This window comes from Cytobacillus sp. FSL R5-0377 (genome assembly GCF_038004385.1).
In the GTDB taxonomy this organism is placed as follows: Bacteria; Bacillota; Bacilli; order Bacillales; family Cytobacillaceae; genus Cytobacillus.
Genome location: NZ_JBBORA010000002.1, coordinates 281,097 through 307,540, shown reverse-complemented (window position 1 = coordinate 307,540; position 26,444 = coordinate 281,097). Strand labels below are relative to the sequence as shown.

The following is a 26,444-nucleotide window of genomic DNA, read 5'->3' as shown; positions in this document are numbered from 1 at the left end:
GGGTATTTGAGAAGAACTGGGGCAAGAAATTCAACGTACAGTTTCCCCTGAATGGACAGAGAACCATGCTTCATAAACATCTAGGTAATTTTTCTAAAAACATAGTATTTGAGACTAAGTAGGCAGTTTGACTATTTCAAAAGTTTATTAAATAGCGGCCGATGCATAATGTGCGGATTACCATTAAAATCAACTAGACCTTAATATAATTTAGAACGGGTTTATCTTTCTTGTCCCTTCAGAAAAATAGTGTAACAAATAAATACTATCTCCTATGCTTTCTTTGTAAAGTATTCTTTTAGCCCCTCCCCAAGTAGGTTGAATGTAAAAATAGTGAAAGACATAAATAATGCTGTCCATAAAGGAATCCAGATTGCTGTTTTTATGAATAACAATGAGTCACTCAAAAGGATTGGCCAGTTATTAGAATTGTTAAACCAAACCCAACTCCCAGTTTCATTTTGTTTAATGACATGTGTAATAAATATGTCTGCGAATCCGAGTTGTGCCAATAATAACATGTTTCTACCTATGTCAAATGTGAAGTGTACAATAATTTGCTTTCTAACTGGAAACAAAAAGTATTTTAAAAATAGTTTAATTGGCCGTGTGCCTATGACAATACCAGATGTAACGTATTCCTTCTTTCTCACCTGAGCAAAGAGTTCCTTTTTGATTAAAGCAGCATTCCCAACCTCGATAAAAGCAATTAATATGATCATTAATAAGAGCCGAGAGCTAGAGTATAATACAAAGGGAATAAAGGAAATTAGTAAGACTACAATAAATGTGGGTACGTATGTAAATAACCTATTCCAGAGTATTAGAATGTTATATATATACTTATCCCTAGAAGCCAAGAAACCTAGCGGAATTGAAATTAAATAACGAATAATAGAAATAAATAAAATAAAGCCCAGCGTTTCTTTTGCCCCCAGAATTAAGACACTAAGAAGATCCCTCCCCTCCTTATCTGTCCCAATTATAAATTTATCAGAGGGTGGTAGAGGAGGAACTAAAAGATTATTATTACTATCTTTTATAAAATGTTTCTTATCTAGATTATCTTGTACAAAGGGCAAATACGGACCTATGAATGATAAAAATAATAATACTATAAGGAAGGCGATACCTATAAGGAGTATTGGGTTTAACTTATTCATCAAGATTCTCCTTTATCTTTTAAAAGTCCTATCTAATTTAAATGATTTAAACATAAGTAAATTGAGTTTTAATGACCTACTATTTATTAAGTGATTTATTAATTGAATAAAACAGGAACTAATAGTCATAGTTATTAAGAAGAAAAAAAGATATCCTATCGTTAATTTCATATTATTATCTTTTAAAGCAATCATAAGTTGATAACCAGCACCGTTATATGCTGACAGCAACTCTATAATTGGGAGACTTGACAGAATGATAATAAATACTTTTTGGAAATTAGAGGTAATTATAAACAAGCAATTCATGAGTATGTGTCGATGAACTATCCAGAGTCTTCTTGTACCTTTCGCTGCAGCTGTTCTTACATAGTGGTTATCTTCTTCATCTTTTATGCATGTATAGACAATCTTTGATAAATAGAAAATTGGATATATACTAAGTGCTATCATTGGTAAAATTACGTTATACCAATTTTCATGTCCGTACAAATCTATCTTTATTAACCCAGAATTAGTAATAGAAAAAATCAAATATTGCAAGACAATTAAAATAAAAAAGTCTGGTATAGATATAAAAAATATATTTAAAATTCTATTACCTATTGTTAAAAATCTTTTTTCGAAGTAATAATTTATTAAACCTTTTAGCATACCAATTATTAAGCAAATAATGAAAGTTGGAATAATTATTTTAAGGCTCCTTAAAGAGTATCTTTTTACATGATCAAGCACTAGTATACCCGTGTTTGGATCTCCCCCTAATGTTCGTTCAAATATTAATTGATATATTGTACTTTTGATATTGTTAAAATAAACTTTCCAATTGAATGACCACTCCATTTTATAATCAACAATATATACCTCGAGTCCTGTAGGAGTTAGTACTAGAACTATTAAAAGTATTGCAACAGAAGAAAAAATTACTATATTTCTTATTAAGTTCTGAAGTAACTTCATTAACTTCCCCCTATTTTTAAATAATATAGCTCCTACAAATATACTCTTCCAAATATATTACAATAACTCCCGTAATTCAATAAATATACCAAAAATACTGAAAATTGGTAATAATCCGTTGACATTATATCTTCATTGTTTTACCATTTAATCACAGATGAAATTCACACCTAGAATAATAACCTATTAGGGAGGAATTAATATGACTAAGGAAATGTTTACTCTTGATTTAAATGTAACTGTTCTAGAGCCAGAGAAGGTTCAAGATCCCCAAGCAGTTTCAGGAACTTTAGGATGCACAACATTAGGTTGTCCAGAAACTGGTGTGTGCTCTACTAATTATTGTAATGTATCTTGGAACCCACCTTGCCCTACTACATAAGTTACTTTTAAAAAATTTAAAAAAAGAACCCGGAGCCCTTTATTTATTATAAAGGGCTGTTTAAATCATTAAGAATAATGATTTGAATTTTATAACTAATAAATAGAATAAGTATTATTTACATATTAAGAAGTCAATACAATAAATAAAAAGCAGGTATTTTAATATGAATAAATTAAACTTCTCTAGTTCATTTAGTGTAGGTAATTTCTTTATGCTTAGAAGTCCTCTCTTTCCATTACAATCTTTCATCGAATTAAATAAAAAATTAAATAGCTTGCATGATAATGAACTATTATTTATTGATGATCTTATCATTGAATTAAAGAATAATAGAATTTTTATGGAATCAATACTTATTTCAAGTAAAAATTTATATAAAGCTCTTATAAATTTTAATAGTGAGACAAACAAAAAGAAAAAAAAACAAATATTCTCCAGTGTTATCAAATATATAAATAGGATTTCTACTCGTTCAACTCCTTTTGGAATAAATGCTGGTTTCGTTATGGGTGAATTCTCAGATTCATCATCTTTAAATATTGGGGAGATTGAGAGCCATAGTACGAGAATTAGACCTGATATGGAATGGTTATTAGGAGTTGTTAAAATTCTAGATGAAAACATTTTATATTTAAAAAATATAAATGTTCAAACAAATAATATGATTTATAAAAAATATAATAAAGTTCATTTACCTTATGTAACTTCATATGGGCAGAAAAAAGAAGGGAAATACTCACTTGAAGGTAATACAATCTCCCAAAACCCTTTGATCCTTTTTATTCTTGAAGAATTAAAGGTAAGAATGAGTCTTGAGACAATAGCACATAAAGTAAGAGATGAGTTTGAAGGGGCGGAACTAGAAAACATATATGGACTGTTAGTAGAACTTATAAAAGCTGAATATATACTAACCGAACTCAGACCTCAATTAACAGCGGCTCATCCCTTAGATAACTTAATTAAAGTCTTAAGTGGATGTAATCCGCCTACTAGCTCAGTCCCGGGTCAAATATACAAAACGTTGGTTGATTTGGAACTACTTATGAGAAAGTATGATAAATTATCAATTGGTCAAGGCATAGAGTTATTAGAAGAGATTGAAATTTTGATGAAATCGTTATTAGATCATGGTAACGATTATTATCAAATTGATTTAAGGATAAATGAAAAAGCTCCAATGAAATTAAATGAACAATTAAAAGAGGATATCTTAATAGCTGCAGATATTCTTGAAAGGTTACATACAAGTAATAATTCGTTTTCTCATTTGGAATTATATAGAGAAGAATTCATAGATTTGTACGGAGAAAAGAGTGAGGTTCCTTTACTAGAATTATTAGACGAAGATATAGGATTAGGTGCTCCATTAACATATGAATATCCGGTTAGTAAGAAAAGATCTAGGTTTCCAGCTGCTAATAAAAATAAAGTAAATCCAATACTAATAGACTTGTTTAATAAAGCTGTTTTTAGCAATGAATTTGAGATTAATTTAACTGATAAAGATATAATGAAGTTCAATGAAGATTTTCAGCCGAAAAAGCCACTGTCATTAGAGTTAACATTTTCAATTATGGCGAATTCAGAATCCCATGTTGATAGTGGAGATTACAAGTTAATTATGTTTGGTGGGGGACATTTAGGCTCGAATGGTGCTGGTAATTCAATTGGCCGTTTTTACGACATGTTACCTCAGAAATATAAAAAAGATATAAAAAAACTTGGACAAATAGTTGAATCCAGGATAGATGAAAAAGAGGTACTAATTAGTGAAATTGTTTACAATCCGAGAAAAGGGAAATCTACAAACTTAGTTATTACTCCTAATATACACAATTATGAAATATCATTAGGCACTATTGGCTCAAAGGAATCTAAAAACATTCCACTAGATGATATCTTAGTTGGTTGTACTGATGAGGGGTTTTATCTTCGTTCTAAAAAACATAATAAGAGAATTAAAGCTTTAAAATTAAATGTACTCAACCCCAGTTTTGCTTCACATAATATTTATCGTTTTTTATATGAAGTTGGAATGGAGAATGAAATAATAGAGAGAGACATTAACTGGGGCCCATATAACTACATGCTCTATACACCTAGAGTTACTTATAAAAATATAGTAATACTACAGGCAAAATGGAGGATTAACAATGCAGTTTTAGACTTAGATAATAAAAATAACAACTTCAAAATATGGAAAACGGGGTTCTTGAAATGGAAAGAAAAATTAAGTTTGCCGCGATTTGTATACCTAGCGGAAACAGATAATAGGCTGCTCCTTGATTTAGAGGAGGATTTATCTTTACTAATTTTACATAGAAGACTTAGGCAGATAACCACAGATAAGTTGACTTTAGTGGAATATGGAAGTGAACAATTGAAATCACCTATTTCTAATAAAAACAGTATCTTCCAAGGTGAGTGTGACTGCTAAACTAAAGTAGACAGTTTTTGCTAGATAAGATGAAACACTTATTTACCCTAATATACCAGTAAAATATATAGCTCCTCCATTGTATGATGATGGTTTGATTCTTAAATCATTGGAGGGCTGAGAAAAGGTGGATAAGTGGGAAATGTATATGGAAATTCAGCAGTTACTCAAGAAAGGTTTTAGTAAATCCAAAGTAGCAGATAAACTGGGGGTATCCAGGGCAACTGTATATCGGCATCTTAAGAGATCTCCTTCGGAGATGGCAGAATGGGTTGAATCTTTACAAACAAGAAAGAAAAAGTTGGATCCTTATAAAGAGTTAATCTTGAATTGGTTAAGGGAACATCCTGATCTTTCAGCAGCACAAGTAGAAGATTGGTTGATGGAAAGGTATAAGGAACAACTTGAAGTGGGTGAAAGCACAGTCCGTGCTTACGTAAGGGAGCTAAGAGTTGAATATAAAATAGCTAAGGAATCTTCACCAAGGGATTATGAAGCAATACCTGATTCACCAATGGGGGAACAGGTCCAAGTTGACTTTGGGCACACCAAGCAGAAAACGTCTGATAATAAAGAAGTAAAGCTGAACTTTATTGCCTTTGTGCTATCTAACTCGAGATACAAATATAAAGAGTGGTTAGATCGCCCCTTTACAACTCAAGATGTCATTCAAGCTCATGAAAATGCTTTTCAATGGTTTTGTGGGATCCCAGGAGAACTCGTGTATGATCAGGATAGCTTAATTGTGGTGAGCGAGAATGGCGGAGATCTCATTTTAACGAAAGAGTTTCAGCACTATAAGCAAACTCGAAATTTAAACCTTCGGGTTTGTAGGAAAGCCGATCCAGAAAGCAAAGGGAAAATAGAGAACGTTGTAGGATTTATTAAGTACAATTTCGCCAAGTATAGAGTGTTCAATAATATTGATTCTTGGAATGAGCAAGGATGGGAATGGCTAAATCGTACAGGTAATCGAAAAATCCACAACACAACAAAAAAAAGACCGGTCGAAGTGTTCTCCTTGGAAAAGCAACACTTAAGACCAGTCTCAGGAAACATTAATTTCCTAAACAATCATGAAAATAGTATAACAAGAAGCATCCATAAGGACAATACCATACGGTATTTATCCAATAGGTACTCCCTTCCACTTGGAACTTTTCATAAGCATGAAATGGTCTCAATAAAAGAAACAAAAGACAGAGAACTATTAATCTATAACTCTGAGACAGGAGAACTCCTGGCCAAACATCAGATTCCGGATGGTAAAGGACAATTAATTAAAGACAGAAAGCATACAAGAGATCGCTCAAAAGGAATCGATACATTTATTGATACTGTGGCAAAACGATTCGAAGAAACAGAAACGGCCTACGATTACTTGGATAAACTTCGTGAGAAGTACCCACGGTATATTCGTGATCAGTTACAAATGATACTAAAAGAAACAAAACAAAATAACGAGCAGCTTCTAACAGCAGCCCTCTCGGAATGTATCAAGAGAAACTTATATAGTGCAACAGATTTCAGCGATATCATTTTATACCTCAAGCGACAACGACAGGTTCATGATACAACAAACGACAAAGCTGAGACTGTTTCACCATTAAATAGCATATCCGGTTGGATAATAGAAACAGAAGCACAAAAGAGAAATGTAGATGCCTATACGGTTTTACTGGAAGAAGGTGATCAAAGTTGAATCAGCTTCAGGAGGTCCAAGATAAATTAAGGTCCCTTCGGTTAGCTGAAACAGCTGATCGATTGCCAGAGTTAATAAGAGAAGCTGAGAAAAGGGACTTGTCCTTTACTCAGTTTCTACTAGATGTAGTAACCTATGAACAAAAACGCAGAGATGAAAAGCAGCTGGAAAGGCGATTTAAGTGGGCGACGTTTCCCTTCCATAGTACTGTGGATGAGTATAATGTGAATGAGCAAAAGTCTTTGAGCAGTAAGAAGTTAAACCAGTTAAAAGATTTAACATGGATTGAGCAGCTATATAACATCATTTTTCTAGGACCGCCAGGTGTCGGTAAGACCCATCTTTCGATAGGTTTAGGAATAGAAGCTTTAAACCAGGGATATAAAGTGATCTTTACCACTATGGGAGATTTAATTCAGGCATTAAAGACTGAAGAAATAACGAGGAAATCCAAAACAAGAATGAAGCGAATAAGAGAGGCAGATTTGGTTATTATTGATGATTTGATGTTTATGGCAATGGATAAACAGGAAGCTAATATGTTCTTCCATCTCATTAACACCCTTTATAACCAAACCTCGATTATACTTACATCTAATAAAGGGCCTAAAGAATGGGGTGAGCTATTGGGCGACCAAGCCATCACGACAGCTATACTGGACCGGATCTTACATCGAGTGGAAATAGTTCATTTAAATGAAGATAGTTGGAGAATGAAACATCGAAAAACGATTTTTGGTGAACAAAGTGTCTCAAATTAATCAGCAAAAATTGTATCATTCTACTTGACGGTCACAGTGAGTTCATTGTTTCACTAATTAGAAATGAAAAGATTAATAAATTTAATAACGTTTTATTAAAAGATTTAAAAAATTATCCCGTGCGTAGAGTTTACTTACCAGGTTCTGAATGGTTATATCTTAAAATTTACATAGGAAATACAGTACAAGATGAATTTTTAGTAAATTATTTATTTCCTTTAATTAGTGAATTGAATAATGAAAATTTATTTGAAAGATATTTCTTTATACGTTATTTGGACCCAGAGCCTCATATAAGATTAAGGTTTAAGGGTAAACCCAATGTGCTAATCAGCGATTTATTAAAAGTTATTAGTTTGCAATTTGAGAGGTTGCAAGAAAGAGGAATAATAAATCAAGTTGTTATAGACACCTATAAACCAGAATTAGAGAGGTATGGTGGAATAGAATACCAAGAACTATTCGAGAGTTGGTTTAACATGGATAGTCACACTATTCTTTTATTAAGAAGTAAAAGTATGAATACTTTACTGCTTGAGGACTTTGCCATTCTAAGTATTTTGGATATTTTGGAGAAATCAAAAATATCGTTAAACAAACAATTAGAGTATTTTGACAGTGTTGTTTCATACAAAGAGTATAGGAAAGAATTCCGAGAAGAAAAACGACCTTTATTAGAGTACATTCATAATAAAAAGGAACACAGTAATAGTCAATATTTCACTCAAGTCTATAAAATATCCAACGAGATTTTTAATTTTAGAAAGGTTGTTTTAATGGATTATTTAGATTCATTAACTAATAGTAGTTGCCTGCACAATGGTTACTTTAATATTATTAACTCTCTAATTCATATGCATTTAAATAGATTATTTGGAACCGATCGTCGGAAAGAATTAAAATTACTAACAATGGTAAGACATTCAATAGGTTATAGAATAGGAGTACTTAGAAATATGAATATGAAAGAGGAGGTAAATAGATGAATTATGAATAATACATTAGAAAAAATAAAGTTTTTGGAAGCTGCAACTGATGATTTTGCAAATTCTTATAATAGTATAGATAAAATCCGTTCAGTTTATCAAAATAATAACGAGTATTGGAATGAAACCTCCTTAGATTCTGGATTACCAGCTTTTATCCTCTTTTATTCTGAATTGAATAGAATTAATTCAACAGAGAAATATGACGAGTTAATATATAGGTATATGACCGAGTTAACTAAGCACCTGAATAAAGGGATAACATCCATGTCTATTTGGAATGGAATTACATCGGCTGCTATACCATTATTAAGTCAAAAAAATAAACTAGTTTATGCCCATTTTATTGACCAAATAAATGAGTTTATTATAAATAATGTTGATAACAGTCTTCAAACTTTATTTTCAAATATTCATAATAAAAATGTAAGAATGCAAGATTATGATGTTATTAGTGGTATTTCAGGTATAATGAGATATTTGCTTGAGTTTAAAGATAATCCCAAAGTTGATAAAGTAATTAAAAGAATACTTAGATATTTTATCGAATTATCAACTATTAAAAAGGAAAATGGCATTGAAATACCCAATTGGTATATTAGTATAGAAAATCAATTTTTGGATAGTGATAGGGCCTTATTTAAGAGAGGGAGTTTTAATCTTGGTTTATCTCATGGAATAGCAGGTCCAATGGCTGCAATGGCCTTGGCGGTCAAATATGGGTATTTTTCCTCTGAAATTAATCAAGCTATATCTAGAATTATAAATTGGTACTCTGAGTGGAAGGTTGATTTAACGAATGGAGGAATTACATGGCCTAGAAGAATTTCATTCGAAGAATCAGGTGAGAAGAGTTTGTCGAAAACGAATAAAGTTAAAAGATATGAGTCTTGGTGCTATGGTGAACCCGGAATAGGAAGAGCTTTATGGTTAGGAGCTGCTTCTATAAATGATCTGAAAACCAAGAAAATTATTGAAGAAATGTTTAAAAACTATCCAAATAAAACACATGATATATCTCTTAATAACCTTGCTATATGTCATGGTTTTACAGGGTTGTTACTAATTCTTGACAGAATGTATAAGGATACTGCACTCAGAAATATAGGCATAGCTAGAAAAAATTTAATTGAATACTTAATAAAATGTATAGAAGAAGATAAATTTACCAACGAAAGAGAGGATCTTCCAAAACTGTTAACAGGGAAAATGGGTGTTTTGTTAGTAGTAATAACACTATTAAGAAATGAAAATATCTATTGGGATTTTTCATTATTGATTAATTAGATTAATAGCCTCCTTTATAAAGGAGGCTATTATAGAGCTACAAATAAATTTGATTTGAAAATAAAGGTGAATAATGAATTTTAATGATGATATAAATAATGTTAATGAAATAAGTATTAAGAGCATATTTAAAGCATTCTCCTTTTGGCCAAGAATCTTTGCTTTGTTATGGAGTACGGATAGAAAAATATTCTTATTAGTTTTAATATTACAAATAACATTAGGTGTACTGCCTATACTATCTGTATTTACTTTACAAGAATTGATAGTAAGCCTAGAGATTATGGATAGTGATAGAGAGTTATTAATAATACCGATAGTTTTATTTTTAAGTGTAAGGGGAGGCTTATACCTACTTGAAGCGGTTAATGCCTATTACCATGGAATCTTCCAAAAACTATTAAGTAATAAAACTAGTTTATTAATCTTATCAAAAGCAAATACCTTAGAACTACAAGATTTTGAAAACCCTAATATACAAGATAAATTACATAGATCTCAACAAGAATCTGGACATAGAACCTATCAAATACTTCAAAATATCACGGTTATAATAGTTGAGTTAATAACAATTATTTCAACATTCGTATTTTTAGCTAGTTGGAAATGGTGGGTAGCATTCCTGGTTATGTTAATACCTGCGTTGTCTTTTTTCCTTACATTAGGATTGGCTAAAGAAGAATTTAGGGTGATTTGGAAGAGGGCGCATGATCATCGGCTTTCATGGTATTTAGGTCTAATATTAACCCGCGACAGAAGTTTTAAAGAAATAAAGGTATATAACCTCGGAAACTATATACTTAACAAATTTTGGACCATAATTTCTAATTTTTATTTTGAAGATGTAAGAATCGCTAGGAAAAGATTAATTTATTCCATCTGCTTTAACTTTCTGAATTTTTTAGTGTTCTCTTTCCTCTTTTTATATGTCCTCTACTCAATTATCGAAAAGAATATTTTAATAGGAATAGGTGTAGGCATAATCCAAGCATTAATTCTGAAAATTACTAGTTCTCAAAGTTTAAGTAGCAAACTTATAAATCTCTGTGAACATAACCTTTATATTGAGCAATTGTTTAATTTTCTGGACTTGAGGATAAATTCCGATTCAAAAGAAAATAAAAATAAAATTCAAATTAAAACATTAGAATCAATTGAATTAAAAGGAGTATGGTTTAAGTACCCTAAAAGTAATGAATACATATTAAAGAATATTAACTTCAAAATAGAAAAAGGGAGTAATATCACCATTGTAGGAAGAAATGGATCAGGTAAAAGTACACTAATTAAAATAATTTCATTATTATATGAGATAGAAAAAGGAGAAATATTAATTAACAATATCCCAATAGATGAAATTGATGTCGAACATTTTAGGAAGAAAATTGGTATACTATTCCAAGACTTTGAATGCTATGAAATGTCTTTAAGAGAAAATATAGGTTTCGGTAAATTAGAATTTATAGAAAATGATAACAAAATAATTAAAGCATTAGATTTAGCTTCATTCCATGAAGATAATCTGGATAAACAATTAGGCAAATGGTTTCTTAATGGTACACAATTATCTGGTGGACAATGGCAAAAAATTGCCCTTGCTAGGTGCTTCTTTAGGGAAGGTGACATGTACATTCTTGATGAACCTAGTTCAGCTATGGATCCTATTGTCGAAAAAGAAATCTTTGGAAAATATAATGAATTGGTAAGAGGCAAAATTGGTATTTTTATTACGCATAGGCTTTCAACAATAAATTATGCTAGTAATATAATTGTTATTGATAAGGGAAAAATCATTGAAGAAGGAACACATAAAGAGTTGTTAGAGTTAAAAGGAGAATATGCAAAGCTTTATAAATCACAGGTTTCTACAATTCACTTAGAAGAAAGTATTAGAGGGTGATTTTTTATGATTGGATGTAAACAGCATCTTAGGAAGTTCTTATATGAAAAATATAATATGACATATGATATATGTATTAAAACACAAAAAAATAATTTTATAGATATAATTTTTTTAAATGAGACTATTGACTTAAGCATAATCCAGAATGATCTTAAGGAATATATAATTTCTTGTAATTTGACACATTTAAATATAAGGATAACCAAAAGGAATAAAAGATTCGAATTTAATAAAACTGAAGAAAATGTACAAATTTTCCACCGCATTTTAAAGGTAGTGGATAAAAGTCTTACTTTTACGCCTGGAAATTTTAAAAATGCGCTGGATATTGTTTTCCCTGAATATGAAATCGATATTTTTAAAATTGAAAACTCAATCCTATACCTATGGATTCCTAGTCATATTAAATTAACCCCCCTTGAGGTAGAGGTAATAAAGAGTAGTATATTTGAATTGGTTCCACTCGGAGTTGAGTTTGAAATAATATAATACATTAATTAGTGTGGAAATGAACAAGAACATTTTGGTTGCTTAAAAGCTTTCAAGGTTTTTAGCTAGCGTTATAAAAATATACTATTACAAATTCTAATACTTAATACTACTAATGCATTTGTGACGTGATTTTTTTCAGAAAATGGACTTTAAATTTAATTCTAAGGCTTGACTACTCAATAGAATTCTAATGGATATGATTATAACCGTTTGATAATCACGTATATATGGATTAAGTAAACTTAAGGAGGTTTAATATGGCAACTATATTAAAAAACTTTTCTAGTGAACACAATTTAAAACTGTTTGTAGTCGGATTATTTTTTTTAATAGGAGGCTTTCCATTAAGCTTTATTATTATTATCCTTGTTCAGGAGGCAATATTTCACCCTAATACTTACTTAATATTTAGCACCCCAATAACCTCCAATATTATATTTTCACTTAGCTTGGTAATATTAACAATTGGGTTAGCTTTAATAATTAACTATACTTCAAAGTTAATAAAGAGTATTGGTGCTTTAGTAATTCTGCTCAGTACAGTTCTACTCTTACTTTCCTTTTATAATTATACTTCTTTTGATAAGGATGGTTTACACATAAATAGATGGGTTACTTTTAATGAGCAATTTTATCCGTGGGAAAGTGTAGAGAATGTAACTCAATTAAATAAAAACGGTCATCCCAGTAAGATAGAATTTACCTTTGAGAATGATAAAGTATATATTTACTCAATTGATAGTAAGTGGTTCTCAAAAAGGCATGAGTTTACTCAATTATTAAGGAATAATAATATAAATTTTAATTATAGAGACTTAGAGTAAATTGTACTTGAAGTTCAAATGCCATTCGATGCCTTCAGATGTTTGATATTTATGATTTATATTGTGTTTTAGATAGCGGTGCCTTTTCTATCTTTAATAAGAATAGAAAGACATTAAAGCAATTATTGCAACAAAGTAATTTATTCGATAATGAAAAGTTGGATGAAATGACTTTAGAGGGATACGATCAATTCATAAACTCTCATAAGAGGAACAAACGAATACTAGGTTTTTTCCCATTAGATTGTATTGGAGATCCAGAACAGACTAAAGTAAACTATGGAAGATTAAAAGAGCTTACAGATGCTAACATCTTTCCGGTTTGGCAGATTACAGACTCTTTAGAGGCTTTGGATCAATTGGTTGAGGAAGAGCCTGAGATAATTGGATTAGGCGGTTGTATACCTTTTCTGAGCAGCAGAAAACATATTGTTAGGGGTATACTCGATCAAGTAACAAAGAGACACCCTAATGTTTGTTTTCATGGATTAGGCTTAGCAGATGAAATGCTCCTAGAGTTTAATCTATTCTCTGCAGACTCCACAAGCTTTCTTAATGCAAGAAAGTGGGAAGGGGGAAACAAGATATATCTTTCAAATGGCGAGCGGATTAATGCTCCTGAATCAATGTCCATAATAGATATAATCAAACAAAATATTCAGTTTTTATTAGGACTTGAAGAAATAAAAAGCAGGCAGTTATCTTTTCCAGAACTGCTAGTGTGTTAAATGCCAATTTTGCTGACCTCTTGGTCGGCTTTTTTTAATACCAAGAAAATTTTATTGTGAAATTCTACAATAAAAATTATTAGTGTTCTTATGATGAAGATAGGAGTTAAAACTCTACACTTAACCTTTGGGAGGAAATATGAACATGAACAAGAAATTATTGAGCATTACTCTGGCTTCCGCAATAACTTTTAGTGGAGCCGCAGCATTACCAACAGGAGCTTCTGCTGCCTCAAATTTATCGAGTAACTTAGGAGTAGTTGAAATTAGTACCAGCCTAATAAAAACCGAGGTAGCAGCATTTGATGAGTTTCAAAAAGCAACCTGGGAAAATATTAATATTGGTACTAAAAAAGCGGGTGAAATGAACAAATTCCAGATCGAACTTGCAGAGATTCAAAAACTTGCGAAAGTAAAAGACGCTGAAGTAAATCTTGAAAGAGCAAAAGCAGAGTTCAATCAATTAAGAACTAAAAATCCTCAATTAGCGAAACAAAAACTTGATGAAGCCCATAGGAAGTTTGAGCAAGCAAGAGTAAGAGCCGGAGAAGAGTTTAAGCTTCAAGCACAGAAAATACAGACTGATTTCGCAAGAGAGAGAAGCAAAATTAAATCAATGACTTCACAAAACGATAAAGTGATGAAAGATAAGGGCACTAAGGTTCGGAAGACAACTGGCGTTGAAGAGGTACAAAATGCTATTGTACTAGTCAATGAGTATAAAAATAATAAGGTGGATAGTATTCAGGATTATGCAGTAGCCGAAAAAGAAACAAATAAAATCTCTGCTCAAATTTTAGAGCGCGAATATTTTATCAGCAAATTAGATACAGAAATCATGAAAATAAAAAATAATTTAAGTGATAAAGGGTACCGCGCTAAAATGGATGCTTTGAATAAAGAATACCAGCTGCAGAGCAATAAATTGCAAGAGCAATATGCAAAAATTAGAGTTAATGAGAATCAGCGTTACCAAGCGGTCAATAAACGGGCCCAAGATTCAATTTCCTTATTAAAACTAAGGCTCAAGACAATTAGTAAGTAATTATTGTTTTATCCTTTATTAGATATATGGTAATCTAGTTTTAATTAAACATATCTAATGGGAGAACCCACATTACAGAATGCATTAACCTCATTCTGTAATTGTGGGTTCTCTTTTTTTGTATTTAAAACGAGGATAAATTATAGGAGGATAAAGATGATAAAAAAATTAGATAGAAAATCGAAGGCACAAGTCGGTGAAGAAATCTTATTCACAAGACAAGGAAAGGAGCATGAAGGAATAGTTTATAAAGTACAGGACAACAGTGTCCTTGTGGTAATTTCAAATGATTCTAAGGAGTGTTTAGGTTACGAAAATAACAACACTGTGGTTGCTCATAAAAACTACTGTGTGTTGAAACCAGCTAAAAGATTTCACAATTAAAAAACATCACATTATGATATTTTAATAAGATTATGAATTTGCGTTTTTGGAGGCAACTGTGGAACTGAAAAAACAGATTGATCATTTAGATCATAAAAGAACTAACGAGAATACTGAAATCGTAAATTTAAAAGAAATTCACAGGAGAAAATGGATAAGGCTGCAGCTCGAATTGAATAATTCATCTATTCCCCGAACAATGTATGAGTCCTTAGAGAGAATATATTTTTTCCTTATACAACACTCGAATCTCAAAAGCATTGATTTTATAGATACTGATTGTCTTATCAAGTATATAATGCAAAATGCAAAGAAAGAGTTCAAAGACGTTACCCTTAAACAAACCATTAAAGATATAAAGCATCTACAACATTTCCTATAAATATTAGAGGGATTAAGCACCCACCCAAAATTGATCTCTCTCTCCAAAATATAGACTTATGGACAAGACTATAATACTCTCGATCTTAACAATCATTCCAAAAGGACCAATCTTGTAGGTGGATGTAATTTACGCTATGATATATTTAATAGAATATTAAACTATAAAATGGGAATCCCCCAAGAGTACGCAGTAACCACCTTACTGTGTCTCTTGGGGGTTTTTTGTTTGGAGGTAAGTCATGAAAAGGTTAGCAACATTATCAGCTGCCCTTGTTATAGGAGTAGGCAGTCTCCCGGGTCCTGTCCTTGCCGAAACAAACAGTACTGTTTCTAGGATTGAGAACCAAATTGAAGGTATACAGCAGCAAATAGTTAAAATGGATAGCACCATTAATCAATTTCAAAATGAGAAGGCCGTTTTAAAGAATCATATCGAAAGATTAAAAACGGCCATATTAGATAACCGCGCGAAGATAAAAGAAGCTAGAGAGGAGAGCTTTCGACTAGAAACTGAAATTCAAGAGCTGAAACTAAATATCAAGCCCCTGCAAGACAGAGTTTCTATAATTCCAACTTATGATTCAACACTTTTGCCAACTCACCAAAGGATCCAACCGATTCCTTCAGCATTGGAAACGACCAAACAGATTATAACTGAAACTGAAACACTTAATCTGTTAATAGAGAAAGAAGAAGCAATTACGCCTAAATTAAAACAGCAACAAAGCCTGGAACTCGAACTAAAGGGTATGGCTGATCTTTTAAGCGAGCAAATAGCTGAAAAAGATAAGCTTCTTTCGGAATTAGAAATTAAGGAAAAACAAAATCATGAAGCTAAAGAAACCTTGGAAAAAGAAAGAGAAATACTCTCTAAACAAAAAACAAGTATTGAAAAGGCGATTGAAAATGAAAAAGCACGGAAGAATGAGAATTTAGGAGATTTACAAGTGGATAAACCTAGCACATCAATTTTTGTTCCATCGTCTCCTAAAGGCCAGGTTCCTCCTGAATACATGAAGTACTACCTTCATGCTGAACATGAATATGGGATTCCTTGGTACTACTTGGCCTCCCTACACGGAATAGAAACTGATTTTTCTAGACACCCAACAATGATTTCATCAGTAGGAGCAGTCGGTCACATGCAGTTCATGCCGGCAACTTGGGTAGGTCATAAATATGAAACAAGCGGCGGGTTAGTTGCCCCAGACATTGATATAACGGATATAACCCTAATTAAAGCGGGATCTGGGTACGGAGTAGATGCAGATAATGACGGTATAGCAAGCCCTTGGAGCATCGCTGATAGCGTGGCCTCTGCCGCTAAATATCTTGCTAGTCATGGATTCAAAAAAGATGTGAGAAAGGCGATATGGCACTATAACCACGCTGATTGGTATGTAGATAAGGTCATTGCACAAGCAGAAGTATACAAAAACAGCATGAATGTTAATAAAGATGGTGAAATAAATATTACTCCTGGTGCAGACAATGATGTAACCACTATAGGTAACCGGTGGATAAATAACTCAGTATATGTCTTTGGGGGTGGAAGAAACCAAAACGATATTAAAATGGGAAGATTCGATTGTTCCAGCTTTGTCCATTGGGCATTTTCTCAGGTCGGTGTTAAATTAGGGGAGTTAACATCTGTCAGCTAGAAACACTGAAACACTTAGGTACAGCCATTAAGGTGGAGGATATGCAGCCGGGTGATCTCGTATTCTTTGACACATACAAAAAGGATGGCCACGTGGGTATATATTTAGGTGATGGGAACTTTATAGGGGCTCAAAGTTCTACTGGAGTAGCGATTGCAAATATGAATGATGGCTACTGGAAAGAAAAATTTAATCATAGGGTAAAACGCATTGATTACGCCAAAAAATAATATTGTATAAATAGTTGTTAGAAAGCAGGAGGAGCATTTAAAAGCTTCACCTGTTTTTTTAGTTGAAAAATGAAGAGGTGCCTCTGACGGGATTCGAACCCGCACTCCTTTCGTAAGCATAGGCTAGGGGAGAACACGCTTCCCTACGGACTTTCACCGGCTAGGAATTTCACCTGCCTCAGCTAATTTGCTTTTCGGTGCTTCTGAAACCCTTGCCTTGCGACCCGGTTACTACAATGTTTTCCGGCGCTCTTCCCTTCTAGAGCTACAGAGGCATTTTTGTATTATATTCTTTAACTTTATGGAGTATCAATAAATTTTTCTTTTATTAAATTTAGTTTCCTATGAGTAAAAAAATTACAATTATCAAGCATAATAGCGGAGTACCATATCTTTTCTTGATTTTACGATTAGTTCCAGGAATCAATGTAATTAAGTAGTAAAGGGGCATTATAATTAACAGGGGAAGCAGGGACTTTGCAAAGAATGGGAGATTTTCAATGCTTAAAAAGAACCTACCAATAATCAAAAGAGGGATTACAGTTATTAAATAGGACAGTGACACCATCTCACACCTTTAATTTTCCTAAATTGTACCAAACAATTATTTGAATCACAAGGTATATTAGGTATCTTAGCAGGTAATGAAAGTCGGGGAGCTAGTACACTTGGATGACATCTTTAATATGAAATTTATGTTGACCTTGGTATAGTACTTAGCGTTTAAAATGTTTAATGGAATCTATAGCGCTTACGCTGGTATTAGGCTATTTAGGGCCAAATGATATTGTGTTTATATAATAAAGGGGCTATTTTCCTCGTATAAACGAACTGTTTTATTGAAAATTCGGAAAATAAATTTACTTTATCTACCTTCCTAAAGATAATAGACATAACTAAATGAATAGGAGGGAAACATTGTGACCAAAAAAGTACTCATCGTATTTGCTCTTTTTGCATTATTGATTACCGGAGGGACAAGCCTGTCACTTGCCGACAGTATAACCGAGCAGCTTGAGTTAAATGGAAAGACGTTAAGCACGGTTACTGTAAATGGAAAGCCTTATGTATCAGTGAAACAGGTAGCCCAAGCTTCAGGAGGGGAAGTACATAAAAATGCCAATACATTCGTCATTGGCTCAAGGCTCGACCATATTTTAAAGAAGGGTGTGATTCGGGTAGGAACAACTGGTGATTATAAGCCATTTACGTACTTTAATCCGGAAACAAAAGAGTATGAAGGATATGATATCGAAGCGGCTAAATTAATGGCAGCAGACCTTGGGGTGAAGATCACTTTCGTTAAAACTTCCTGGCCAACCTTAATGGAGGACCTCCATAAAAATAAGTTTGATATCGCGGTTGGCGGAATCAGCCGCAATACTGAACGGCAAAAAACAGCACACTTAACACATCCTTATATAAATGACGGAAAGGCTCCTTTAATACGACAGGAAGATAAAGAGAAATATACAAGTTTGGAAGCGATTGACCAGCCAAATGTCACCATCGGTGTAAACCCAGGGGGAACCAACCAAAAATTCGTGAATGCCAACATTACACAAGCAAAGGTTGTCGTAATCGAAAACAATCTGGATATTCCGAACATGGTTGCTGAAGAAAAAGTAGACGTGATGATTACGGACAGCATTGAGGCCATCTACTATGCAAGCCAGGATTCCAGGCTTTACGCGGCTTTGACGGACAATACGTTCACGAAAAGCCAAAAAGGCTACCTTATGCATCGTGGGGATGCAGTATTTCAGAACTGGGTTAATCTCTGGATGGAGGAGATGGAGCTCAATGGAGAATTTGACCGATTAAAAGAAAAGTGGATATACAATAAGGGAGTATAATAGAAAAGGTAGGCCAGACATCTATATCCTATGCTATTCTATTAGAAAAAGAGATGACAGAATAAAACGGGTGGTTTTGCAGCAGAAATACTACAGGTTTAACTTCAGCTGTGATTGTTGCTGCCAGTACAACAGGAAAACGCTATTCTATTAAAGGGCGCTTTTATGGAATAAAATTTAGATTATTAAAAGACTTTATAGTTATTCATTTAAGTAATGTAATTCACAATACAAAGATATTAAACAACTATATTAAACACCGTCTAGGTTAACTGGACGGTGTTTGTGTGATTATAAAGGCAAAATTAAACATCTTTATTCTAACTGAACAGAAACGGCCCTATTATTCTCCAATTATCTAATCTAAAGCGGGATGGAGAAAGAGGGGACCTTTAAGGTTTATCACATTACTAAGAGTTGAATTCCTATGGAGGAGAATTTAAAAGCTTCACCTGTTTTTTAGTTGATAAATGAAGAGATGCCTCTGACGGGATTCGAACCCGCATTCCTTTCGTAAGCATAGGCTAGGGGAGAACATGCTTCCCTACGGTATAGAGGATGTTTTTTAACAAATGAAAGAAAAGATTAGTGAAAAAAGCTGCTTCAGATAATTTATAGAATTATATCTCCTTTCACTTTGTATTAAAGAAGAGTAAAAATAAGGAGATGACCAATGTGAAAAAAATTACTGTCTATTCCGCTGACTATTGCGGTTATTGTCGTGCAACTAAGGATTGGCTAGCAAAACATCAATTATCTTATACCGAATTAGATATCACTAATAATGAAATACAAGAAGAATTTCAGAAATATAAAACACCTGGAATCCCACTAATTCTTGTTACGGACGAAGATACCGGCCACACTATTCAGATTAGAGGGTTTAATATTGGTGAGTTAACCGAAGCATTATTTTAAGCCGAATTTTATTCGGCATTTTATTTTTATTAATCTTCTTTCACTTTATAGGGAAAGGGGTGAAAAATGTGATAAATAATAAAAATTTGATTCTAGGACCGCAACAAATTATTACTGTTTTTGAAGCTCTTAGTACAATCCCTGAGAATTTAGACATCATCAGGGCAAGAGAAGTTTGGTCTCAATCAAAACAAGGTGATGGTATTATCGTAGCAACTATTGATACAGGAGTAGAAAAAGAACATCCAGATTTAAAGGATAATATTATTAGCGGGTATAACTTTACTGCAGATGATAGTCCAAATGTCTTTAAAGATTATACAGGCCATGGAACTCATGTTGCTGGGATTATTGCCGCTAGTGATAATGGAAAGGGAATTGTCGGTGTGGCACCAAAGAGCAAAATTTTAGCGCTAAAAGTAATTGATAGAAATGGGCTGGGAAGTTACGAAAATCTTATTCGAGCCATTCATTATGCAACCCATTGGATTGGTGATAATGGAGAAAGAGTGAATATCATCAATATGTCTTTAGGGGGACAAGAGCCCAACAATTTACTGCACAAAGCAATAAAAGAAGCTAGGCAAAAAGGGATTGTGCTTGTTTCAGCAGCTGGTAATGAGGGTGACGGTGAAGACGAGTCTTTTGAACGTTCTTATCCCGGATACTACAAAGAGGTTATTCAAATCGGTTCTATCACAAGAGATTTCAGACCATCTGTTTTCTCAAATACGAATGTAAATCTTGACTTTGTGGCACCTGGAGAAGATGTACTTTCAACACATTTGAACGGGCGCTATGTACAATTATCTGGTACATCTATGGCAGCCCCTTATGTTGCCGGAGCAGCAGCCTTAATTTTAAAGATTATTGATCCAGACAATCTAAACCCTCCGATGATTCCCTATCTTGTGTATCAGTATCTTCTTGAACATAAAAAACCATTAAATTTTTCTTTTAATCAGGTTGGAAATGGACTAATTCAATTAACTACTTAAAAGAGTGGCCTCCGGGTCACTCTTTTATTTGAAGATATTTCTAATCTATTTTGAGTTGATATATGGAAGATAAAATAAAATATTTACAAATTAACCCAATATATAGAACATATGTTCGAAAATGGTTTACAATTAATAGGTAAGAATCACTTTATATTATGAGGAAAAATAATATCAATATAAAGGTGATAGTATTTTTATGGAGGATTCTGCTATATGGACAAAAAGCTACCGTTAAAAAGTACAGAGTTTAAAAATCCTTTGATTAAGGGCTTTTTGGAAAATGAAATGAATAGAGAATTATACAAAAAAGCCATTTATGACTTTACAGAAGAAAACAAAAGATTAGTGGAAGATGCTTTTGCTGAATATTATGAGAGAGTCAGAAGGACGGCTTATTTTAGTAGTATGATTAAGTTTATGGGTATTGATTTCGACAAAAAATTACGTAAATTAAACAACCGCTTTATGCTCACCTTGGACCAACCTCTCAAAACTGAAACAAATGAAGGATCGACCATGAAGGATATGCTAATTGATTCTGCTGCACCATCATTATATGAAGGTGACGACACCCTTTCATCAAAAATCTCAGATAAGAAATTGTGTGAAGCCTTAGAAAGGCTAACACCAAAACAAGCAATAGTTTTAGAAATGATATATGTTAAAGAGCTTTCCAATAAGGAAATAGCAGATATCTTTCAAACTTCACCACAAAATATTTCCAATACCCATAAGAAAGCTTTAAAAAAGTTAAAAACACTAATGGAAGGTGATTTATAAATGACTAAAGAAGATTGTTGCACTAAAGAAATAAAAGAAATTTTAGTATTGTTCGAACCAAAAATAAGAAAAACCTTGCTACAAACTGCAGTTCAAGATCGTGAAGACTTAGCTCAGGAAATGAGATTAAAATTAATAGAAAAATATCGAAATATACAATTTAACAAAGCACCAAAGTTTTGGGACCTTGTTAATTTTTAATATATGGCGGTTTACTTTCTCTTTGTATCATTCACTTTATTATATATAAAACGGTGGTGGCATAGCCAAGTGGTAAGGCAAAGGTCTGCAAAACCTTTATCCCCGGTTCAAATCCGGGTGTCACCTCTAAATACTATAATGAGGTGAATATAACATATGAAAGTGATTGAAAATGGTACTGAGACAATTGAAATAGAATTTAAAAAGTTGAATCGTATCAAAAGTGACTTATTCAAGATTGCTAAGTGTATAGATGAATGTACGAATAAATCAGAGAAAGAATTTTATCAAATTATTTGTTTAGAGTACTCTAAAGAGTTGAAACAAATGAAAGACTCTATTGAACAAACTTATAATGTTGAATTACACAGTTGTTGTACTAACAGGCCTAAATAAATGACATTGGGAAATATGTTAGATAATTTATAAATTCAAAAAGCTTATTGAGACAGTTCTCAATAAGCTTTTTTCTGTTTAACCTATACATCTCGGCACTCCGCCGATCTTAAACTTGTATACCTCCTTTAGGGTATCTATATCCTATTCTGTAAATCCATTCATGACTAACGAACCCTTTCACTAAGCATATATGGTAAAATTAGGCCTAAATAAAAGTGAAAAGAATGATGATATGTCTGATTTTGATAAGGAAATATTCCATATTTTATTTTATCTGTACAATGAAGAATGAATATTTCGATACTTATTTAGTCAATAAAATGGCAGCAACCAATCTAGTTTAATGTTGGGAAAATGAATATAGGAAGCAGGTAAATAAATGATCCCATTAGTTTATGATCAAATTAATGGCTGGGGAAAAGACGATGAATTCTTCTTGGCACTTTTAAAGAAAGTAAATGTTAAAGAAATAGCAGATTTAGGTTGTGGAACAGGAAGGTTAACAACCCATTTTGCACAAGCTGGCTATCATATTACAGCTATTGACCCAAATGTAGATGCGATTGAAAAGGCGAAAAGTAAAGAGTTTGCAGACGAAGTGACTTGGATTGTTGGCGATAGCTCGAATTTACAACCAAATACGTTTGATGTTGTCATAATGACAGCGAATGTTGCACAAGTATTTCTTACAGACGAAAGTTGGCAGCAAGTCATTTCTAATGCACATCGAGCATTAAAACCTGGAGGACATTTTATTTTTGATACGCGTAACCCATTAGCAAAAGCGTGGGAACAATGGCAAAAAGATGTGACACCCGATGTTGCAAAGGATGAGGTAAGCGGCGACCCACTTGAAATTTGGACGGAATATGAAGGGTTTATAGGAGATGTATTTACGTTTTATGAAATCGTCAAAAATGCACGAACAGATGAAGTGTTAATTCATGAAAAAATGCAACTAAAGTTTCGAACACAAGAAGAAATCTATAAATCATTACAACAAGTAGGCTTTTCACAAATCCAAGTTTATGGTGATTGGGAGTTTGAACAAGCAACTGAAGAAACAAAATCATTTATTTTTCATAGTGTGAAATAATATAAGTGGGCTTTTCAAAATTAAACAACTTTTTAACAGCGTTCCATTTTGGAGTCGGTGTTACGCGCTAACATTTTTAAATGTAGTGTAGTGCTTTAGAAAACTAGTGAATATTACCGTATGAAAAAAGCCCTGTTTTTTTATTCGAAAACAGGGCTTTTTGGTTTTTTAAAAGACTTAGGGAAATGTATAAAATATACTCTCTTTTTTAAGAAAAGCACCGTTTATTTAATAAGGTTAATCAAAGATAAGGTTCAAATAATCTCCATGTCCTCTTATAAGTTCAACTTCATTTTCGGATGAAATCCAGAAGAAATGGAATGTTAATCCTTCTTCATCTCCTCCGCCTGTTGGTTGGTAATCCCATTCATCTGGAACACTTGATACAGATATTTTATAAAAAAACCTATTATGTATTGCACCGTCATCGTTCTCCCATAAATCTTCTGCAATTAAATTTTCAACATGAAAACTTCTCAACCCTGTTTCTTCTTCAATTTCTCTAATGACTGCATGATAAGTGTCTTCTTTGGGTTTTACTGTGCCTTTGGGTATCTGTATCCCTGCTTCAGTAATAGGATGTTGAAAGACTAATACCTGTGTTTTTCCTTCTTTAATTCTTGTTACATAACCATAGGCTTTTCTAATCGGTGTCAATAATATATTCCCCCATCACCTTCATATTTTCTCTACCTTTATTCAATAAATCTTCTTCGTTAATTCAATAACACTGGCTCTTGCTTTTCTTCTAACTTATACACTTCATCCCACTCTATTCCACAAGCAGCCGCATGTATTTTAGGGTCGTATTTCTGGCCACTTTTTAAAATTGTATAAATCAAATTTGCAATTTTACCACAAAGATGACCAATTGCCTTTTTCTTTATCATTCCTTCGTCAACTTTACGATCGTAATATGCTTTGAAGACGGTTGGTTTTCGTTTTCCATTCGCTAACATCATCATGGACATCTGATAAAGCACTCGACGTGCATCTCGAACACCACCATAGGTTTGTTTTGTTGAATGTACAGATGTTCCAGATTGAGAATTTTCAGCTGATACACCAAGGTATTTTTTGAATTCTTTATATGTATTAAAACGATCTATATCTCCAATAACACCGATTAAGGTACAGGCAATATTTTCACTGACAAAAGGAAAAGAAAGAAGTAACTCCGTATATGGATGTGGTTCAATTCCTTTTTCAGGGTCTCCTCTAAGAAGTGAATGGATTTCTACATCGATAAGTTGAATGCTTTCCTCAAGCCTCAAGGCTTCTTCAATTACCCATTTCTGCCTTCCTACTAGATGTTCTACTGGTACAGCCACTGTATGGGGCATAATTTCAGATAGTGTTTTAGCAGCCTTTTTCGCTACATTCTTAGCGCCTGCTTTAGAAATTGCCTTATACAATTCATCTTCCGATGATCCCTTCATGTGAAGACCCGAAGGGTATTCTAATACTAATTTCATTACTGAAGAAGTAGCCAATTTTTTAAATGCTTTATTTAAGTCTGGGTGTGTTACTTTTAATAATTGTTGAACTTGATTTTTTCTTCGAGTTAACTGAACGTTTAAATACCATCGATCTCGCATGACAGTCCGAAATAAGGATTGTAAGACAGTTTGAGGTCTTATTAAAGTAACTCCCTGCATGTGAGGATGGAGTTGTTTATGCCACCCCATATAGGACATTACTTTGGCATCCATTGAATCTGATTTTTCTGAGATACCTAAATTATTCTTACGAAATTCTCCAACTGCTTTATTCTCCACTTGAAAGAGTTGATATCCTTCGTTCAATAATACTTGCTGAACTAAATAGGAATAATGTCCACCAGTAGGTTCTAATAGGATTAAGAAATCATCTCTGTTGATAGTAAATTGATCTTCTATTTGTTTTAAAGCTTTTAAAAATTCTGCGATTCCTGCGCTATCAGAGTTAAATTTCATTGTTTTTGTTCGTTTCCAGGCAATTCCTTTGGGGTCTAAAAATGCATCAAATTTAATACAAGAAGCTACATGAAAACTAGCTCCAATATCTATACCAACATAAAATTGATAAAACTTACGAGTATCTTGACCTTTATTATCTGAATGATTCCCATAACTAAAAGGAGTAATCGTATTTTCCATGATTTCCTCTCCGAACAGTAAGCAGTATGATTATATCTGACCATCCAAGTTTCTGTTAGAGCTTAAGCCCAATGTAGCATGTTAGGATTATAACGCCAGATATTTAATCTCAGATTTAACAAAAGAGTCTAGATTCACTAGCTCCATACACTTTTAGAGTTTCAACTGCACACTATTCACTATATTGATTTTAAAATCTCTCTATATAGTCTATTGAGGAGGAGTATTCGACACTAACCATAATATTCCTTCTAAAAAAATAAAAAACCTGTCGAAATTGACAGGATAATCCGTTGTTTTATATTTAATTTAATGTGCAGTGCCGTCTTTCTAATTGAATGGAGTGCCTCACATCAATATTAGAGGTCTATGAATAATAGCCCCAGTCCAGTTAATGGTCGGAATCACCTAAAGGTCACTGCACAATTATATAATATCGTATCTAGTAAGATTAATAAACCAATGTCCCCAAACGACTTTCAAAGTTTCTATAAGAGAACTCACGTTTAAAATAAAGGTACATTGGTTCTTCTAAATTATATATTAATTATTCTTTTTATTCATTATTATTTAAATTGTAGCTATAGACTTAACTAAGTAGCATGTAGTCTATTAAAATAGTGTATTTTTTTCTTTAATCACTACAGAAACGACTTATTGTCCCTAATCACGTACTAAAAGAAGGCTGCCGAAACATTATCGACAGCCTACCATTAATAA

Annotated in this window: 25 protein-coding genes and 1 tRNA gene; 22 read left to right on the top strand and 4 right to left on the bottom strand. The window is 32.8% G+C overall.

Annotated features, from left to right (window positions below):
* Positions 1 to 272 precede the first annotated feature (272 nt).
* Positions 273 to 1,163, bottom strand: a complete 891-nt coding sequence (locus NSQ49_RS26415; RefSeq protein WP_251172279.1) for an ABC transporter permease — start codon at positions 1,161 to 1,163, stop codon at positions 273 to 275.
* Between the two features lie 12 nt (positions 1,164 to 1,175).
* Entirely contained in the window at positions 1,176 to 2,123 is a 948-nt protein-coding gene (locus NSQ49_RS26410) for an ABC transporter permease subunit (RefSeq protein WP_251172278.1), read from the bottom strand.
* Between the two features lie 202 nt (positions 2,124 to 2,325).
* On the opposite strand from NSQ49_RS26410, the gene NSQ49_RS26405 reads away from it, so the two are divergent.
* From NSQ49_RS26405 to NSQ49_RS26300, 22 genes are all read left to right on the top strand, one after another.
* Positions 2,326 to 2,505, top strand: a complete 180-nt coding sequence (locus NSQ49_RS26405; RefSeq protein WP_251283970.1) for a hypothetical protein — start codon at positions 2,326 to 2,328, stop codon at positions 2,503 to 2,505.
* Between the two features lie 166 nt (positions 2,506 to 2,671).
* Positions 2,672 to 4,948, top strand: a complete 2,277-nt coding sequence (locus NSQ49_RS26400; protein ID WP_341071785.1) for a lantibiotic dehydratase family protein — start codon at positions 2,672 to 2,674, stop codon at positions 4,946 to 4,948.
* Positions 4,949 to 5,075: 127 nt separating this feature from the next.
* Positions 5,076 to 6,650, top strand: coding sequence for an IS21 family transposase (istA, locus tag NSQ49_RS26395; protein WP_174752390.1), 1,575 nt, complete (start codon positions 5,076 to 5,078; stop codon positions 6,648 to 6,650).
* A complete protein-coding gene (gene istB, locus NSQ49_RS26390; RefSeq protein WP_174752389.1) occupies positions 6,647 to 7,411 on the top strand; it encodes an IS21-like element helper ATPase IstB in 765 nt (254 codons plus the stop codon). Before istA ends, istB begins: the two co-directional genes overlap by 4 nt.
* A 119-nt stretch (positions 7,412 to 7,530) precedes the next feature.
* Positions 7,531 to 8,397, top strand: coding sequence for a thiopeptide-type bacteriocin biosynthesis protein (locus NSQ49_RS26385; protein ID WP_341071784.1), 867 nt, complete (start codon positions 7,531 to 7,533; stop codon positions 8,395 to 8,397).
* 3 nt (positions 8,398 to 8,400) lie between these two features.
* Positions 8,401 to 9,684 carry a lanthionine synthetase C family protein gene (locus NSQ49_RS26380; protein ID WP_251172276.1) on the top strand — a complete coding sequence of 428 codons (1,284 nt, stop codon included), beginning with the start codon at positions 8,401 to 8,403 and terminating at the stop codon, positions 9,682 to 9,684.
* A gap of 73 nt (positions 9,685 to 9,757) precedes the next feature.
* Complete coding sequence (locus tag NSQ49_RS26375) at positions 9,758 to 11,584, top strand: ABC transporter ATP-binding protein (RefSeq protein ID WP_251171442.1); 1,827 nt, start codon at positions 9,758 to 9,760, stop codon at positions 11,582 to 11,584.
* Positions 11,585 to 11,590: 6 nt separating this feature from the next.
* Positions 11,591 to 12,076 (top strand): hypothetical protein, encoded by a 486-nt coding sequence (locus NSQ49_RS26370; RefSeq protein WP_251171443.1) that lies wholly within the window; start codon positions 11,591 to 11,593, stop codon positions 12,074 to 12,076.
* A 260-nt stretch (positions 12,077 to 12,336) separates the two neighbouring features.
* Complete coding sequence (locus NSQ49_RS26365) at positions 12,337 to 12,903, top strand: EbsA family protein (protein ID WP_251171444.1); 567 nt, start codon at positions 12,337 to 12,339, stop codon at positions 12,901 to 12,903.
* Between the two features lie 38 nt (positions 12,904 to 12,941).
* Positions 12,942 to 13,631 carry a hypothetical protein gene (locus NSQ49_RS26360; RefSeq protein ID WP_341071783.1) on the top strand — a complete coding sequence of 230 codons (690 nt, stop codon included), beginning with the start codon at positions 12,942 to 12,944 and terminating at the stop codon, positions 13,629 to 13,631.
* Positions 13,632 to 13,776: 145 nt separating this feature from the next.
* Positions 13,777 to 14,676 (top strand): hypothetical protein, encoded by a 900-nt coding sequence (locus NSQ49_RS26355; RefSeq protein WP_159866830.1) that lies wholly within the window; start codon positions 13,777 to 13,779, stop codon positions 14,674 to 14,676.
* Between the two features lie 156 nt (positions 14,677 to 14,832).
* Positions 14,833 to 15,060 carry a DUF2187 family protein gene (locus tag NSQ49_RS26350; RefSeq protein ID WP_019380836.1) on the top strand — a complete coding sequence of 76 codons (228 nt, stop codon included), beginning with the start codon at positions 14,833 to 14,835 and terminating at the stop codon, positions 15,058 to 15,060.
* A gap of 623 nt (positions 15,061 to 15,683) precedes the next feature.
* Entirely contained in the window at positions 15,684 to 17,105 is a 1,422-nt protein-coding gene (locus NSQ49_RS26345) for a lytic murein transglycosylase (RefSeq protein WP_268891664.1), read from the top strand.
* A gap of 41 nt (positions 17,106 to 17,146) precedes the next feature.
* Entirely contained in the window at positions 17,147 to 17,335 is a 189-nt protein-coding gene (locus NSQ49_RS26340) for a C40 family peptidase (protein ID WP_268891665.1), read from the top strand.
* 920 nt (positions 17,336 to 18,255) lie between these two features.
* The gene (locus NSQ49_RS26335; protein WP_236566245.1) at positions 18,256 to 19,191 is read left to right on the top strand and encodes a transporter substrate-binding domain-containing protein; all 936 of its coding nucleotides are present in this window, start codon (positions 18,256 to 18,258) and stop codon (positions 19,189 to 19,191) included.
* Positions 19,192 to 19,866: 675 nt separating this feature from the next.
* Positions 19,867 to 20,109 (top strand): glutaredoxin family protein, encoded by a 243-nt coding sequence (locus tag NSQ49_RS26330; RefSeq protein WP_159866833.1) that lies wholly within the window; start codon positions 19,867 to 19,869, stop codon positions 20,107 to 20,109.
* A gap of 68 nt (positions 20,110 to 20,177) precedes the next feature.
* Positions 20,178 to 21,107, top strand: a complete 930-nt coding sequence (locus NSQ49_RS26325; RefSeq protein ID WP_236566246.1) for a S8 family peptidase — start codon at positions 20,178 to 20,180, stop codon at positions 21,105 to 21,107.
* A gap of 216 nt (positions 21,108 to 21,323) precedes the next feature.
* Entirely contained in the window at positions 21,324 to 21,890 is a 567-nt protein-coding gene (locus NSQ49_RS26320) for a sigma-70 family RNA polymerase sigma factor (RefSeq protein WP_159866836.1), read from the top strand.
* Positions 21,891 to 22,091 carry a hypothetical protein gene (locus NSQ49_RS26315; RefSeq protein WP_159866839.1) on the top strand — a complete coding sequence of 67 codons (201 nt, stop codon included), beginning with the start codon at positions 21,891 to 21,893 and terminating at the stop codon, positions 22,089 to 22,091.
* 55 nt (positions 22,092 to 22,146) lie between these two features.
* Positions 22,147 to 22,217: transfer RNA gene (locus tag NSQ49_RS26310), tRNA-Cys, on the top strand.
* A gap of 30 nt (positions 22,218 to 22,247) precedes the next feature.
* The gene (locus NSQ49_RS26305; protein ID WP_159866842.1) at positions 22,248 to 22,487 is read left to right on the top strand and encodes a hypothetical protein; all 240 of its coding nucleotides are present in this window, start codon (positions 22,248 to 22,250) and stop codon (positions 22,485 to 22,487) included.
* Between the two features lie 382 nt (positions 22,488 to 22,869).
* The gene (locus NSQ49_RS26300) at positions 22,870 to 23,586 is read left to right on the top strand and encodes a class I SAM-dependent methyltransferase (RefSeq protein ID WP_159866845.1); all 717 of its coding nucleotides are present in this window, start codon (positions 22,870 to 22,872) and stop codon (positions 23,584 to 23,586) included.
* A gap of 237 nt (positions 23,587 to 23,823) precedes the next feature.
* On the opposite strand, the gene NSQ49_RS26295 is transcribed toward NSQ49_RS26300, so the two are convergent.
* The gene (locus NSQ49_RS26295) at positions 23,824 to 24,243 is read right to left on the bottom strand and encodes an NUDIX hydrolase (protein WP_098799151.1); all 420 of its coding nucleotides are present in this window, start codon (positions 24,241 to 24,243) and stop codon (positions 23,824 to 23,826) included.
* Between the two features lie 59 nt (positions 24,244 to 24,302).
* Positions 24,303 to 25,724 (bottom strand): IS110 family transposase, encoded by a 1,422-nt coding sequence (locus NSQ49_RS26290; protein ID WP_098799150.1) that lies wholly within the window; start codon positions 25,722 to 25,724, stop codon positions 24,303 to 24,305.
* Positions 25,725 to 26,444: the final 720 nt, after the last annotated feature.